This window comes from Brucella anthropi, from assembly GCF_046630315.1.
GTDB classification, from domain to species: domain Bacteria; phylum Pseudomonadota; class Alphaproteobacteria; order Rhizobiales; family Rhizobiaceae; genus Brucella; species Brucella anthropi_A.
Genome location: NZ_LQBD01000001.1, coordinates 329,497 through 343,483 on the forward strand (window position 1 = coordinate 329,497; position 13,987 = coordinate 343,483).

The following is a 13,987-nucleotide window of genomic DNA, read 5'->3' on the forward strand; positions in this document are numbered from 1 at the left end:
GCCGCTGTCAAAAACGAGGGGCTTTGATTCCGATCTGTTCACGTTTTGAATCTGTGACGTTCCGTGAATCTGAGGCCATTTTGACCGTGCCGGAGGTTTGTCAGCAGGCTGAGGGCGCGAGTTACGCGCCCTTTTAACGGATGTGTTTGCGGCTCAATGCTCAATAGGCATATTCCAGAAAAATTGGATCGACAGAACCTGCCCAGACGCTATTATACGCCTTCAGCATGCGCTCGGCATCAGTCACGCCTGCGGCGACGATTTCCTCAAGTGGCGCCAGGAAATGCGTTTCGTCATAACCGTCGCTGTTGAGCTTGTTGCGGTTCAAAAGGCCCAGGCGGGATATTTTCAAAGTCTCGCGGGCGATCTGTTCCAGCGGTTTGCCGCGGAAGGTCGTGTTCAATGCCTTGGCGGGAACGTCATTGCGAAGTGCAAGCACTTCTTCATAGGTCCAGTCCTTGGTCAGAAGCTCGGCGGCTGTCAGGGCTTCTTCGTCATAGAGCAGGCCGACCCAATAGGCAGGAAGGGCGCAAATTCGGCGCCACGGGCCGCCATCGGCGCCGCGCATCTCCAGGAAACGCTTCAGCCGTACCTCGGGGAAAAGCGTGGAAAGGTGATTGGTCCAGTCGCCCATATTGGGAACCGGATCGCTGACTTCCCCTTTAAGCGCACCGTTCATAAACTGGCGGAAGGTGACATGCGTACAGTCGTGATAATGACCATCGCGCAGGATGAAATACATCGGCACGTCGAGCGCCCATTCGACATAATCGGCAAAACCGAAGTTTTCCGAGAAGATGAACGGCAGGACGCCCGAACGCTGGTTGTCGGTGTCGCGCCAGATGTTCGAGCGCCACGACAGAAGGCGGTTCGGCTTGCCTTCGGTAAACGGGGAACTTGCAAAAAGTGCTGTCGCCACGGATTGCAGTTTCATCGAAACCTGCATCTTGCGGCGCATGTCACGTTCTGAACTGAAGTCCAGATTAACCTGAATGGTCGAGGTGCGGTACATCATGTCCAGACCTTCGTGCCCGACCTTGGGCATATAGTTGGTCATGATCTTGTAGCGCGATTTCGGCATGACAGGTGTTTCAGCCAGGGTCCATTTGGGACTGCCGCCGACGCCCAGAAAACGAATGCCCAGAGGTTCTGCGATTTCGCGAACCTGGGACAGATGCGCATTCACTTCACGGCATGTCTGGTGAATCGTGGAAAGCGGTGCGCCGGAAAGCTCGAACTGACCGCCGGGCTCCAGCGAAATTGCTCCTTGTCCGGTTGGTTCCACCAGGCCGATGATATTGCCTTCATCGATAATCGGCTCCCAGCCGAGCGCCGCCTGCATGCCTTCCAGTATGGCCTTGATGCCACGTAGCCCCTCATAGGGGACGGGGCTGTTATCGACCGTATAGAACGGAAATTTCTCATGCTCGGTGCCGATGCGCCATGCATCCTTCGGCTTGCACCCACCTGCCAGATAGTCCGCCAGTTGTTCAACGCCCGTCAGTGCCGTTTCATCAGTCGTATCGCGCGCCATGCAGCCTATCCCTGGTCAAATTTCACTTTTTCAGCGTGATTGGACAAATTTGTCAAATCACGCAAGTCAATTCCATTGAACATCAGATTTCGAGAACGTCATCCCGCATTGCGCCAGTCACCGAGTACGGATTGTACCAGAGCCATCGCGGCGACAGCAGCTGTATCTGCACGCAGGATGCGCGGACCGAGCGGAATGGCCGTCACGAAGGGCAGATTTCGAAGCATTTGTCGTTCGTCTTCTGAAAAGCCGCCTTCCGGCCCGATCAGCAATGCGGCAGGACCAGGCGTCATGGTTGTCAAGATGGTCAGGGGATCGTCCGATTCGTGGCCTTCATCGCAAAAGATCAGGTGTCGAGATTGGTCCCACTGTTCGATGAAGCGGTCGAAGCGGATGGCCTCGCGGCATTCGGGGATCGAAAGAATGCCGCACTGTTCTGCGGCTTCTATTGCATTGGCCCTGACGCGGTCGGTTCCAATTTTTTGTACCTGCGTGTGCTGTGTGATGACCGGCTGTAGAATGGCCGCCCCCATCTCGACAGCTTTCTGGACCATATAGTCCAGCCGTCCCTGTTTCAGCGGGGCGAAGCAATAGACAAGATCGCCGGGTTGCGGTTGCGGACGGGTCTGTTCGAAGGGGGTGATGAAAAGCCGCTTTTTACCTTCCGGCTCCAGCCGTGATTTCCATTCGCCGTCGCGTCCGTTGAAGGCGAGAATTTCGTCGCCATCCTTCAAGCGCAGGACATGGGTGAGGTAATGTGCGGCCTGCGAGGCGAGCTCTATTCGGTTCCCGCCCAGATCGTCTTCAACGTAAAGTCTTTGCATTTTGTAGTTTGCGCGCATGTCAGCATCGATGGCAGAGGGTGGGGGCGGAGGTCAAGCGGTTTGGCAATGCATCAAGAAGCAATTGATTAGCATTGCTACACAAACAATTGATGGGAAATATCATGGCAGTTGCATTTAACTAGATTGTATCCATATAGATATGAAGCTATCTATTTGATTGGAACTGATGTGATGAAACAAGCGTGGGTCGAGTTCGCACCGCTTCTTGCAAGTACGGCCAGAGGATGGCGGAAAGCTTTTGATGCAGCGATGGCGGAACATGGTCTTTCCGATGCGAAAGCCATACCGCTCATGATCCTGTTGCGGCACGGAGATCGCGTTCCCCAAGGTGTGCTGGCCGAGCGGGTCGGCATTGAGGGGGCAACCATTGTCCGGGTTGTCGACGAGCTGGAAAAGGACGGCCTGATCCAGCGCGTTGCCGATGATGCTGATCGTCGCGTCAAGCTCATTCAACTGACAGAGGACGGTCGCACTCTTGCCGCCAAGGTGGAAAAGTCTGCCGCCCGTCTTCGTGCTGTTTTTCTCGGCGATTTCGATTCCGATGCGGTCGATATGGCCATGGATGTATTGCGCAGGCTGAATGAGAAGTTTCAAACACAGTCTTTCTGATCGGCTTTCTGACCGGAAAGATGCAATGCATTCAACCAGTACCCCCATGAGCCATGACGAAATCAGCCGAAACCACTCCGAAGTTCTGGGACGTCGTCTTTTCATTAAAGACTTTCGCGGCGGCCATGCTTGCCCTGTGGATTGGTTTGATGGCCAACCTGCCCAATCCCTACTGGTCGATTGCGGCGGTCTATATCGTTGCGCATCCGCTGTCGGGCGCGACGACTTCAAAAGGCTTCTATCGTCTGATCGGTACGATTATCGGCGGGGCTGTGACCATTCTGTTCGTGCCGCATCTGGTCAATTCTCCTGAAATTCTGACATTGGCGATTGGCCTCTGGATGGGGTTATGTCTGGCGATCAGTCTGCTGGATGGCACGCCGCGCAGCTATCTCTTCATGCTGGCCGGTTATACGGTGGCAATCGCAAGTTTCGCGGTTGTCTCCGTACCGGAAACGACGTTCGACTATGCAGTCGGTCGCGTGGAAGAGATCGCGATCGGCATTATTTGCGCCGCTGTTGTCAACCGTCTTGTTTTTCCGCGCCACAGCGGTCCGGTGCTCGTCAGCCGCATTGATAATTGGTTGCGTGACGGCTCAAAACTCGCACTGGCAAGCTTGCGGGGGGAAGGTGCTACACCCGAATTCCTTCGGGATCGTCAGCGACTTGCAGCCGACGCGCTTGAATTGCGCAATCTGACCACGCATGTCGCCTATGACACGTCATCGATCAGGAATGTCGGGACATTGCTGCAGGTGCTGCAGCAGCGCATGGTGGCCGTTCTTCCGATCATATCGAGCTTGCACGATGTGCTGGCACTGAAACCCGGTGAGGATGAAAAGTCCTGGCACCCGGCTGTACAAAAGCTTTTGGACGAGGCTTGTAACTGGATCGAAAGTGGCGAAAACCTGACTGAGGAGCGCCGTGCAGTTCTGTTGCGGTTGATTGAAGAAATCGACCGGCATGGACAGGATGCGAGGAGCTGGGGCGAACTGCTGCCGTTCAACGTGGCGGCGCGTGTCCGCGATCTGGTCCAGATTTGGAGCGATTGCATCACGCTGCGTCAGGACATTGTGTCGGGCTCCAGACATTCCTTGCGCTGGCGCCGCTATGATGCGCATCTGAAAGGCCGCCCCATGCACCGCGACTATGGCATGGCGCTCCTGTCAGGTTTTTCCGCCTTTCTGGCAACCTGTGTCGCTACGGCGTTCTGGATCGCAAGCGGTTGGACGCAAGGAAGCGCCGCTGCCATGATGGCTGGCATCTTCTGCTGCATCTTCGCGACCATGGACGATCCGGTGCCGGTCATGCGGAAATTCAACTGGCTGCTCCTGATTGTGATCGCTGCCGCTTTCGTTTTCGAATTCGCGTTACTGCCGCTTGTGGATGGCTTCTTTCCGCTGGTACTGGTGCTGGGCCTTTTCCTCATTCCGGCTGGGCTGCTCCTTGCAATCCCGTCGCAGTTCCTGCTGGGCATGGTTTTGTGTGTGAACCTGCCCAACATGCTCATGCTGCAGGGGCATTTGACGCATGATTTCGTCAGTTTCGCCAATGCCAATCTTGGTACGGTTATGGGCATCGTCATAGCAGCGGCGGTAACATCGATCGTGCGTTCTGTGGGCGCGGAATGGAGCGTGCGCCGCCTGATAAGGGCAGGCTGGAACGATATAGCGCTCGCCGCCGAACGCCGTCCGGGGCGCCATCGCCGTCAGCACATGAATCGCCTCTTGCTGCGCATGATAGACCGCATCGGCATGATGACGCCACGTCTGGCGCTTGTTCCAGCGGGCGATATCGCGAAAGTCGATCTGTTGCGTGATTTGCGTAACGGCATGAACACGATCGATCTCCAGCAATATCGCTCCAAACTGCCGGAAAACTGCCGGTCGGCCGTCGATGGGGTTCTGGATGGTGTCGGCGCGCATTACCGCGCTCTGGCCAACGGGCAGCTGGGGGGCGGCGATGTCGACCAAAACCTGCTCGCCGCCATCGACGCTGCGATTACCGCCATCATCGAGAGCGGTTCGCCGGCAATCGCCAAGCGCACCAGAATGGCGCTGGTCGCGCTTCGCTTCAATCTTTTTCCGAAGGCCCCACCTTTCGTCCTGCCGCCCTGTCCGCCGATGGAGCTCCCGCAAGCGGCTTAAGAAAACAATGTGATTTGTGATGCAACCTGAACTCGACATCTACGGAATTTATATTCCGACCCTCGGCGTGTTGGCGCTTGGCGCCTATTTTGCAAACACGGTCATGCAGCGCCTTCTGGCGCGCGTGCGCTTTTATCGTTTCGTGTGGCATCGGCCCCTGTTCGATGCAGCCATGTATTTTTGTATCCTCGGCATTGCGGCCGTAACTCTCAATGGAATACCGCTATGAAAAAGCTCTTCGCACATTCAGGCCGCGTCTTTGTAACCGTCGTCATGGTCACGATGGCGGGGCTTCTTGGCGGGCATCTGTGGGATTATTACATGAACGCGCCATGGACACGCGATGGCAAGATTCGTGCGGATGTCGTGCGCCTTGCCCCGGACGTCTCCGGCCTCGTTGGCGAAGTCCTTGTCCACGATAATGAGACTGTCCATCAGGGCGATGTGATTTTCCGTATCGATCAGGCCCGGTACAAACTCGCCCTGCAAACAGCAGAAGCAAGGGTGGATAGCAGCAAGGCGGCGCTCGACATGGCCAATCGTGATCTGGTCCGTTATCGCCAGCTCAACGACACCACGGTGACACGTCAGAAACTGGAGCAGATCGAAACAACGGCCCAGCAGGCGGAGGCTTCCTATCGACAGGCACAACTGGATCGCGATCTTGCGGCACTCAATCTGGATCGATCATCGGTAAGGGCACCTGTCAACGGCGTGATTACCAACTTCTCGCTTCAGCCGGGCGATTATGTTTCCGCCGGTTCCGCAGTGACTGCCCTGGTGGATACGGATTCATTCTACGTTTCCGGCTATTTTGAAGAAAACAAGCTTGAGCGTATCCAGATCGGCGATCCGGTGGTGGTCGATATCATGGGCAGCAAAGTCCAGCTCAAGGGAAAGGTTGAAGGTATTGCCGGAGGGATCGAGGATCGTGAGCGCAGCGATTCCCCCAGCCTGCTCGCCAATATTTCGCCGACTTTCAACTGGGTGCGTCTGGCGCAGCGTGTGCCGGTGCGTATAAAACTTGAAGACGTGCCAGATAGCGTTCACCTCGTCGCAGGCCGAACGGTCAGCGTTTCGGTTGTGAATTGATCCGGCGCATCATCCGAATGGAGTCCCCATCCGCGCGTTGCTGTTACCGGTAACCTCGCGCTGACTGGAACGGTTCAGGAGGCTTCATAACCGCGCCTTAACCTTAAGTCGAAGTTTTGCGTTGCGGCTTTGCCACAGGCCGCAGCCAATAGGATTTTTGAGGAAAAAAGCGGTGATCTGGCGGGAGCCGTTCAGTTGCGGGTAACTTTTTTCAGGTGTAACTGAACGCCGTCTCCCCGGGCAGCAAACGAATGGGCAGGGCTGATCGCCAGGCTCCCAAGTGGCGGCTCGTCCAACGAATTTCGTCCGGCCACTGTCGAAAGAGTTTCCGAATATGACTGCCAAGCATGCCGCTCTTCTTACCGTTCTGATGGTTTCCGCGATTGTGTTCATGGCGGTCGGCATATTCACCGTCGATGCGGGCAACAGCGTAGCCTCTACCGACGGTTACGGCATTTCCAGCGCACATTAAGCCTATTATCGCGCTTCAATAAAACGCTTTTCACGGCCGTCGATCACGATGGCCGAAAGCTGGCCGCTTTTCCATGCATATGTATCGAGGTTGACCCGGTTGGGTTGAATATCGATGGCGCTTTGCGGCGTGTGCCCGTGGACAACGACCTTCTCAAAAGGGGCGGTCCACTTCAGGAAGGCTGTGCGTATCCAGATCAGTTCTTCAGGGTCCTGCGCATCCAGCGGCACTGAAGGGTTGATGCCGGCGTGGCAGAAGAAAAAGTCGCCAAAAGTGACCGAACGCGGCATGGCGCGAATGAAGTCAATATGGCCCTGCGGGACGATTTTCACCAGTGCGGCATGACCGTGACGGGCTGAGCCCGCGTCAGCAAAGTCGATGTTCACGCCATAGGAGCGGGCGGTATCCGCGCCGCCATGCAGTGCGAATATGCCTGCGACGTCACCCGTTGCGAGATAGGTGAGAAAGCCGTCGTCGTGGTTGCCAAGCAGTGGAATGATGCGTTCATCCCGATCTGTCGCATCAATCAGGAAATCGAGCACTTGCCGGGAGCTTGGACCACGATCTATGTAGTCGCCAAGATGAATGATGCGCCAGTCATGCGCAGGGCGCTGGTCGAGGTCGGCGCGGATCAGCCCATGCATGTCCTGCAACAGGTCGAGACGGCCATGTACATCGCCGATGGCATACAGGCGGATATCGTGGGGTCCTTTCGCATCCTTGAAAACCACGCTCTTCATGCGCCGCCATCTTCCTTCGCGTCTTTGCCCGTCTTCACGCCGGCCCGCTGCCGGTAGCGCAGGCGCGAAACACGTTCCCGTTCTTCATGAAGCTCACGATCATGGGTGGCCTGTTCCACGAAGCGAATGTGCTTTTGAACCGCTTCGCGGGCCGCCTGCGGATTGCCGGCCATGACGGCATCGTAAATGGCGCGATGTTGCGCGAGGAACATGTCGGCGACGCCGGGATAACTGTAGATAAGGCTACGATTATAAAAGACGCCATCCTTCAGCAATTGATAGCAGGACCGCAAGGTATGCAGCAGCACGATGTTATGGGCGGCTTCGCCAATGGCATTGTGCAGTTCCACGTCGAGGCGTGCTTCGGTGTCGAAGTCGCTGGCGCCATGCGCCTTTTCCATTGCATTCATGATCTCGGTCAGAAGCGCCTTGTCGGCAGGCGTCGCCCGAAGTGCGGCATATTCCGCAGCGATGCTTTCGATTTCACGGCGATATTCGAGATAGTCGGCGGTCGCCTTGCGGTGATCGGCAAAAAGCTTCACCACAGGAGCGCTGAACACCTGTCCGATGACATCGGCAACAAATGTGCCGCCACCATGACGGGAGATCAGGAGTTCGGCTGTTTCAAGCCTTTTCAGAGCGTCGCGCAATATGGGGCGGGAAATATCGAACTGACGTGCCAGTTCCCGTTCGCCGGGCAGGCGGTCGCCGCCGCGCAGAACACCTTCGAGAATAAGCGTTTCGATCTGGTGCACGACGTCGTCTGCCGTGCGACTTGCCTGAATGCGGGAAAAAATCGTTTCGGCCATGCCGTCTGAAGCCCTCTCGATAATGGCGGCAAGGTAGCCTTTAGCCAGATGCCCGGCAACGGGATATATCGATAATGAGAGCCCGGTCGATGGTGCAGCCGGGCTCTCAAGGTCTATGATCGAAAAAAGATCAGGCTTTTTTACGTTTGCGTGTTGCGACAAGCACGAAAAGACCTGCAACGACGCCGTACATGGCCCATTTGAAGGGGAGTGCGTCAGCAGTTTCGCTGCGGATTGGAAGCACCGTCACAGTGCCGGGACGGCTCTCGACGCCCGGCTTGCCCTCGGCTTTCGCCTGTTCGATCTGCTGCGGGGAAACAACCCATTCGGCACCGCGCGATTTGTCATAAAACATGAAACCGCAACCGACGATAACCGCAACGATGATTGCAAGAATGAGGCGTACAGGTGTGTTCATCATTTTTCCTGGAGATCGGGACAAGAGAAAAGAAAATCATCCGATTCGCTTGAATAACGGATCGAGGAAGTACTCAGCATTTTGCAGGCAATGGAATCCAGTCTATTTTTTAGACATTTCATAGGGAGATGTGCCGGTCTCCCAGTAAGGAACCGGCCCATAAAGGTCGGCCAGATAGTCGATGAACAGTCTGACCTTTGCCGGAAGGAACTGTTTGGACGGATAGACGGCATGGATTGCAACATTGCGCGAGGCGGCATATTCGGGCAGCACCTGGACCAGCTTGCCTGCCGCGAGTTCCGGGCCGATATCCCAGGTCGAGCGTTGCGCGATGCCGAGGCCTGCCAGAACTGCCTCACGCACCATTTCGCTGGAATTGGTTTGCAGCGGGCCTACCGGGCGTATGACGATGGGGCCTTTCGGCCCTTCCAGCCGCCAGGGGTCATTATTGTGCGGCGCCAGACAGATGTGATCTTGCAGGGCCTCGATCGTCTGTGGTGTGCCGCGTTCTGCTATGTAGCCCGGAGAGGCGACGAGGATGCGGCGGACAGGGGCGAGGCGGCGCGCGACGAGGGTGGAATCGGACAGTTCCGCGATGCGAATAGCAAGATCGTATCCGTCGCCCACAATATCGACCATGTCATCGGTGAGCTGCATATTGACGGTGAGATCGGTGTTGGCGCGCATGAACGGCACGAGATAAGGCGCGATATGCATGCGTCCATACGTGGTGGGAGCGGAAATCTTGAGCGTGCCGCGCGCATCGGCAGAGCGACGGGCGACAAAGGCTTCCGCTTCTTCGATATTGGAGAGAATGGCCAGAACCCGCTCATGATAGCCCTGACCGGCTTCGGTCAGCGCAATCTGGCGGGTCGTGCGTTGAAGCAGTCGGGTCCCGAGCCGTTCTTCCAGCCGTCCGAGCCGTTTGGAAACCACCGCAGGCGAAAGGCCAAGATCCCGCGCAGCCGCCGACATGCTGCCCGTTGCCACAACACGGGCAAAGATTTCCATATCTGCCAGACTGCTCATCATGTTCGGTTATCCCATTCCCTGCCTGCTTTGCCAAAGCGTTGGGTTTCAAAGCATCTAGCCGAGCGATATGATCCTAGGCAAGCAATTATGCCGCAGCGTGAAAACTGTTTAAACCGGCGCCAAAGTGGTAAAAATGATTTACCACTTGACGAAATCAGTGCGGGGTGCACTTTGGCCGCGTGAGTGGTGGAGGAGAATATGAGCGGACTGATTATGCCGGAGCCGGATGCGTCTGTCATGCAGCGACGCGAGGAAATTGTCGCCGATCTGCGTGGCATCGTTCCGGGCGAAGGCGTCATTGACGCAGTCAATGCGATGCGTGTTTTCGAGAGTGATGGTTTGACGGCACACCGCTCGCTGCCGCTGGTCGTTGTGCTGCCGGAAACGGTTGCTCAGGTTTCGCAGGTTCTGCGCTATTGTCACGATAACAACATCCGCGTCGTGCCGCGCGGCGCAGGCACGTCGCTGTCCGGTGGCTCTATGCCCTTGCAGGATGCCGTTCTGCTCGGCCTGTCGCGCTTTAATCGCATTCTGGAGATTGACTATCCCAACCGCGTCGCAGTGGTGCAGCCTGGCGTGACCAATCTCGGCATCACCAAGGCCGTTGAACATGAGGGCTTTTATTACGCCCCCGATCCGTCGTCGCAGATTGCCTGCTCCATTGGCGGCAATGTTGCCGAAAATGCCGGCGGTGTGCATTGCCTCAAATATGGCCTGACCGCCAACAATGTGCTCGGCATAGAGATGGTGCTGATTACCGGCGAGGTTATCCGCCTCGGCGGCAAGCATCTCGACAGCGAGGGATATGATCTTCTCGGTCTGATGACGGGTTCGGAAGGGCTGCTCGGCGTCGTGACGGAGATCACCGTGCGCATCCTGCAAAAGCCGGAAACGGCGCGCGCCGTCATGGTGGGGTTTCCATCCAGCGAACAGGCGGGCCAGTGTGTCGCCGACATCATCGGCGCAGGCATCATTCCCGGCGGCATGGAAATGATGGACAGGCCGGCCATCAAGGCCGCGGAAGATTTCGTGCGTGTGGGCTATCCGCTTGATGTCGAGGCGCTTTTGATCGTCGAACTGGATGGACCGCCGGTCGAGGTGGATTATCTGATCGGCCGGGTCGAGGCGCTGGCGCTTGAAAACGGTTCAACGACCTGCATCCTGTCACAGTCCGAAGAGCAGCGTCTGGCTTTCTGGGCAGGGCGCAAGGCAGCGTTCCCGGCAGTAGGACGCATTTCGCCCGACTATCTATGCATGGATGGTACCATTCCACGCAAGGAGCTGCCGCGCGTTCTCTCCGGTATGCGCGATTTGTCCGAGAAATACGGGTTGCGCGTTGCCAATGTTTTCCATGCGGGCGACGGCAATCTGCACCCGCTGATCCTCTATGATGCGAATATTCCGGGCGAACTGGAAGCTGCGGAAGATTTTGGCGCCGACATCTTGCGGCTTTGCGTGAAGGTTGGCGGCGTGCTCACCGGTGAACATGGGGTGGGCATCGAAAAGCGCGATCTGATGCCGGAAATGTTCAACGAGATCGATCTCGACCAGCAGATGCGTGTCAAATGTGCTTTCGATGCCAAGCATCTGCTCAATCCCGGCAAGGTCTTTCCGCAATTGCGTCGCTGCGCCGAGCTTGGCCGCATGCATGTGCATCGCGGCGCGCTGGCCTTCCCGGATATTCCCCGATTCTGAGTTGTGGTTTTGATCATGAGTGATGCAGATATTTTAAAGCCGCATGACGAGGCGGGCGTTCTGGATGCAGTGCAAGAGGCGCTGGCAAATTCCACGCCGCTGGAAATCATCGGTCACGGCTCGAAACGGGGCATCGGGCACCGCGTCGATGCAGCCCGTGTGCTGGACGTATCGGGACTATCGGGCGTGACTCTGTACGAGCCGGACGAACTGGTGCTTTCCGCAAAGGCTGGAACACCGATGGCCGAGATCGAAAGGCTTCTGGCTGAGCATAATCAGTGCTTCCATTTCGAACCGATGGATTACGGTCCGTTGCTTTCGAGCGAAAGTGGGCGCGGCACAATCGGCGGCGCGCTTGCCGCCAATCTGTCGGGTCCGCGCCGTCTCAAGGCGGGTGCTGCCCGCGACCATGTGCTGGGCGTGCGCGTGGTGTCCGGGCGTGGCGAAGTGTTCAAGTCCGGTGGCCGTGTGGTCAAGAACGTGACGGGCTACGATCTGTCGAAGGGCATGGCCAATTCCTGGGGCACGCTGGGCATTGCCACCGAGGTGACGTTCAAGGTTCTTCCAAAGCCGGAAACAGCAGCAACGCTTGCCGTGCGGGGTTTGACCGACGAGCAGGCCGCGCGGGTGATGGCCATGGCGATGGGATCGCGCGAGGAAGTCGCTTCCGCAGCGCATCTGCCGCCGACGGTTGCCAACCGCTTTCTGGGCGGCAAGCTCGGCTGGGAGGCGGCAACCGTGCTGCGGCTTGAGGGTTTTGCACCTTCGGTCGAGCATCGCAGCCGTCAATTGCAGGCGCTTCTTGGTCAGTCTGGTGACGTGGAGCTGCTTGACGGAATGCAGTCAGCGCAGCTCTGGCGTGAAGTGCGCGACGTTCTGCCTTATGCCAATGCAGGCGATAATCGCGTGGTGTGGCGCGTTTCGATGACGCCGATGCAGGGCTGGCAAATGGTGGATGAATTCCGCAGGCATGCCGGTGTCGATGCCTATTACGACTGGCAGGGCGGGTTGATCTGGATGCGGATGGAGGCCGACCCGGAAGCGCAGGTCTTGCGCAGGCTCATCGCGAAATATGGCGGCGGTCATGCGACACTCGTCCGTGCTCCGGAACATGTTCGTGCCGGTGTCGAGATATTCCAGCCGCAACCGGCACCGCTTGCGGCATTGTCGCAACGGTTGAAGCAGCAGTTCGATCCGGAAAACATTCTCAATCCGGGGCGTATGCATCCCCGTCAAGCTGGAGCTTGAAACCATGCAGACTCATTTCAGTCCTGACCAACTGCGCATTCCCGGCGTCAACGAAGCCGAAAAAATCCTGCGCAAATGCGTGCATTGCGGCTTCTGCACCGCCACATGCCCAACCTATGTGACGCTTGGCAATGAACTCGACAGCCCGCGTGGGCGAATCTATCTCATCAAGGACATGCTGGAAAACGGGCGCCCGGCGGATGAGGAAATCGTGCGCCATGTCGACCGCTGCCTGTCGTGCCTCTCCTGCATGACGACCTGCCCGTCCGGCGTCAACTACATGCATCTGGTCGATCATGCGCGCGCGCATATCGAAAAGACTTACAAGCGCCCGTTCATGAACCGCTTTCTGCGCGGGGTGCTGGCGCAGGTTCTGCCTTATCCGGCCCGCTTCCGTGCGGCGTTGAAACTTGCAAGATTTGGCAAGCCGTTTGCATCGCTCTTCCGCAACAGCCAGGCCTTGCGTCCGATCGCAGCCATGCTCGATCTTGCGCCGCAGAATTTGCCAGCGGCTGTCCCTATCGAAACCGTCAGCGCCGCCAAAGGCGAAAAGCGTGGCCGTGTGGCAGTCCTCAATGGCTGCGCGCAGCCTGTGCTCAATCCCGGCATCAATGCTGCGACGCTGCGCCTCCTGAACCGCTTCGGCATTGAAGTTGTCACACCGAAAGGCGAGGGCTGTTGCGGTTCGCTGGTCCATCACATGGGCCGGGAAGAACAGGCGCTCGAACAGGCACGGCACAATGTCGATGTCTGGACGCGCGAGATTGAAGCGGGCGGCCTCGATGCCATCATCGTTACGGCGTCGGGTTGCGGGACGACCATCAAGGATTATGGCTACATGCTGCGCCTCGATCCTGCCTATAAGGACAAGGCGGCACGGGTATCATCGCTTGCCAAGGACGTTACCGAATATCTCGCCAGTATTGAACTGCCGGAGCCGGATGCGCCAAAAGTCCTGACTGTTGCCTACCACTCCGCCTGCTCCATGCAGCATGGGCAGAAAATCGTGCGCCAACCGAAAGATCTGCTGGCAAAGGCAGGGTTCAAGGTGAAGGAGCCGTTGGAAGGACATCTGTGCTGTGGATCGGCAGGTACCTACAACATCATGCAGCCCGAGATCGCGACCAGATTACGCGACCGCAAGGTGAAGAATATCGAGGCGACCGGTGCCGATCTGATCGCAACCGGCAATATCGGCTGCATGACGCAGATCGCCAGCGGCAGCAAGCTGCCCATCGTCCACACGGTGGAACTGATCGATTGGGCTTATGGTGGACCGAAGCCGCAAGGATTGTCGCAAATTGCTGCATAGACAAACCGGGCAATTGCCCGGTTTGTCTTCGATG

Annotated in this window: 14 protein-coding genes; 8 read left to right on the forward strand and 6 right to left on the reverse strand. The window is 57.4% G+C overall.

The annotated features are described in order from the left end of the window. Positions 1–160 precede the first annotated feature (160 nt). Together AVM02_RS01470 and AVM02_RS01475 are read right to left on the reverse strand one after the other, a co-directional pair. Positions 161–1,534 carry a glutamate--cysteine ligase gene (locus AVM02_RS01470; RefSeq protein ID WP_411505239.1) on the reverse strand — a complete coding sequence of 458 codons (1,374 nt, stop codon included), beginning with the start codon at positions 1,532–1,534 and terminating at the stop codon, positions 161–163. A 98-nt stretch (positions 1,535–1,632) separates the two neighbouring features. Then, a complete protein-coding gene (locus tag AVM02_RS01475; RefSeq protein WP_411505240.1) occupies positions 1,633–2,376 on the reverse strand; it encodes a 16S rRNA (uracil(1498)-N(3))-methyltransferase in 744 nt (247 codons plus the stop codon). A 174-nt stretch (positions 2,377–2,550) separates the two neighbouring features. On the opposite strand from AVM02_RS01475, the gene AVM02_RS01480 reads away from it, so the two are divergent. From AVM02_RS01480 to AVM02_RS01500, 5 genes are all read left to right on the forward strand, one after another. Then, positions 2,551–2,988, forward strand: a complete 438-nt coding sequence (locus AVM02_RS01480) for a MarR family winged helix-turn-helix transcriptional regulator (protein ID WP_411505241.1) — start codon at positions 2,551–2,553, stop codon at positions 2,986–2,988. Between the two features lie 53 nt (positions 2,989–3,041). Then, positions 3,042–5,135, forward strand: a complete 2,094-nt coding sequence (locus AVM02_RS01485) for an FUSC family protein (protein WP_411505242.1) — start codon at positions 3,042–3,044, stop codon at positions 5,133–5,135. Between the two features lie 19 nt (positions 5,136–5,154). Continuing rightward, positions 5,155–5,364 (forward strand): DUF1656 domain-containing protein, encoded by a 210-nt coding sequence (locus tag AVM02_RS01490; protein WP_411505243.1) that lies wholly within the window; start codon positions 5,155–5,157, stop codon positions 5,362–5,364. Beyond that, on the forward strand, positions 5,361–6,227 hold the full coding sequence (locus AVM02_RS01495; RefSeq protein WP_411505244.1) for an efflux RND transporter periplasmic adaptor subunit: 867 nt from the start codon (positions 5,361–5,363) through the stop codon (positions 6,225–6,227). Before AVM02_RS01490 ends, AVM02_RS01495 begins: the two co-directional genes overlap by 4 nt. A gap of 334 nt (positions 6,228–6,561) precedes the next feature. Then, complete coding sequence (locus AVM02_RS01500) at positions 6,562–6,699, forward strand: hypothetical protein (protein ID WP_411505245.1); 138 nt, start codon at positions 6,562–6,564, stop codon at positions 6,697–6,699. 5 nt (positions 6,700–6,704) lie between these two features. Here the strand turns inward: AVM02_RS01500 and AVM02_RS01505 are convergent, their stop codons facing one another. The 4 genes from AVM02_RS01505 to AVM02_RS01520 all read right to left on the reverse strand — a co-directional run bounded on the left by AVM02_RS01505 (position 6,705) and on the right by AVM02_RS01520 (position 9,698). Then, positions 6,705–7,439, reverse strand: a complete 735-nt coding sequence (locus tag AVM02_RS01505; RefSeq protein WP_411505246.1) for a metallophosphoesterase — start codon at positions 7,437–7,439, stop codon at positions 6,705–6,707. Beyond that, entirely contained in the window at positions 7,436–8,248 is an 813-nt protein-coding gene (locus tag AVM02_RS01510) for an FCD domain-containing protein (protein WP_411505247.1), read from the reverse strand. Before AVM02_RS01510 ends, AVM02_RS01505 begins: the two co-directional genes overlap by 4 nt. Positions 8,249–8,378: 130 nt before the next feature. After that, the gene (locus AVM02_RS01515; protein ID WP_411505248.1) at positions 8,379–8,666 is read right to left on the reverse strand and encodes a hypothetical protein; all 288 of its coding nucleotides are present in this window, start codon (positions 8,664–8,666) and stop codon (positions 8,379–8,381) included. 102 nt (positions 8,667–8,768) lie between these two features. Further along, positions 8,769–9,698, reverse strand: a complete 930-nt coding sequence (locus AVM02_RS01520; protein WP_411505249.1) for a LysR family transcriptional regulator — start codon at positions 9,696–9,698, stop codon at positions 8,769–8,771. A gap of 198 nt (positions 9,699–9,896) precedes the next feature. Between AVM02_RS01520 and AVM02_RS01525 the strand changes: the two genes are divergently transcribed. Genes AVM02_RS01525 through glcF form a run of 3 tightly spaced genes read left to right on the forward strand, consistent with a single transcriptional unit; the run spans position 9,897 to position 13,953 of the window. After that, positions 9,897–11,393, forward strand: coding sequence for an FAD-linked oxidase C-terminal domain-containing protein (locus AVM02_RS01525; protein ID WP_411505250.1), 1,497 nt, complete (start codon positions 9,897–9,899; stop codon positions 11,391–11,393). A 15-nt stretch (positions 11,394–11,408) separates the two neighbouring features. Beyond that, complete coding sequence (glcE, locus tag AVM02_RS01530) at positions 11,409–12,641, forward strand: glycolate oxidase subunit GlcE (protein ID WP_411505251.1); 1,233 nt, start codon at positions 11,409–11,411, stop codon at positions 12,639–12,641. A 4-nt stretch (positions 12,642–12,645) separates the two neighbouring features. After that, a complete protein-coding gene (gene glcF, locus AVM02_RS01535; RefSeq protein WP_411505252.1) occupies positions 12,646–13,953 on the forward strand; it encodes a glycolate oxidase subunit GlcF in 1,308 nt (435 codons plus the stop codon). Positions 13,954–13,987: the final 34 nt, after the last annotated feature.

Bases quoted from the DNA above. Each gene is read 5' to 3' on its own strand.
- AVM02_RS01470 (WP_411505239.1), bottom strand. From the start codon at position 1,534: ATGGCGCGCGATACGACTGATGAAACGGCACTGACGGGCGTTGAACAA.
- AVM02_RS01475 (WP_411505240.1), bottom strand. From the start codon at position 2,376: ATGCGCGCAAACTACAAAATGCAAAGACTTTACGTTGAAGACGATCTG.
- AVM02_RS01480 (WP_411505241.1), top strand. From the start codon at position 2,551: ATGAAACAAGCGTGGGTCGAGTTCGCACCGCTTCTTGCAAGTACGGCC.
- AVM02_RS01485 (WP_411505242.1), top strand. From the start codon at position 3,042: ATGACGAAATCAGCCGAAACCACTCCGAAGTTCTGGGACGTCGTCTTT.
- AVM02_RS01490 (WP_411505243.1), top strand. From the start codon at position 5,155: ATGCAACCTGAACTCGACATCTACGGAATTTATATTCCGACCCTCGGC.
- AVM02_RS01495 (WP_411505244.1), top strand. From the start codon at position 5,361: ATGAAAAAGCTCTTCGCACATTCAGGCCGCGTCTTTGTAACCGTCGTC.
- AVM02_RS01500 (WP_411505245.1), top strand. From the start codon at position 6,562: ATGACTGCCAAGCATGCCGCTCTTCTTACCGTTCTGATGGTTTCCGCG.
- AVM02_RS01505 (WP_411505246.1), bottom strand. From the start codon at position 7,439: ATGAAGAGCGTGGTTTTCAAGGATGCGAAAGGACCCCACGATATCCGC.
- AVM02_RS01510 (WP_411505247.1), bottom strand. From the start codon at position 8,248: ATGGCCGAAACGATTTTTTCCCGCATTCAGGCAAGTCGCACGGCAGAC.
- AVM02_RS01515 (WP_411505248.1), bottom strand. From the start codon at position 8,666: ATGAACACACCTGTACGCCTCATTCTTGCAATCATCGTTGCGGTTATC.
- AVM02_RS01520 (WP_411505249.1), bottom strand. From the start codon at position 9,698: ATGATGAGCAGTCTGGCAGATATGGAAATCTTTGCCCGTGTTGTGGCA.
- AVM02_RS01525 (WP_411505250.1), top strand. From the start codon at position 9,897: ATGAGCGGACTGATTATGCCGGAGCCGGATGCGTCTGTCATGCAGCGA.
- glcE (WP_411505251.1), top strand. From the start codon at position 11,409: ATGAGTGATGCAGATATTTTAAAGCCGCATGACGAGGCGGGCGTTCTG.
- glcF (WP_411505252.1), top strand. From the start codon at position 12,646: ATGCAGACTCATTTCAGTCCTGACCAACTGCGCATTCCCGGCGTCAAC.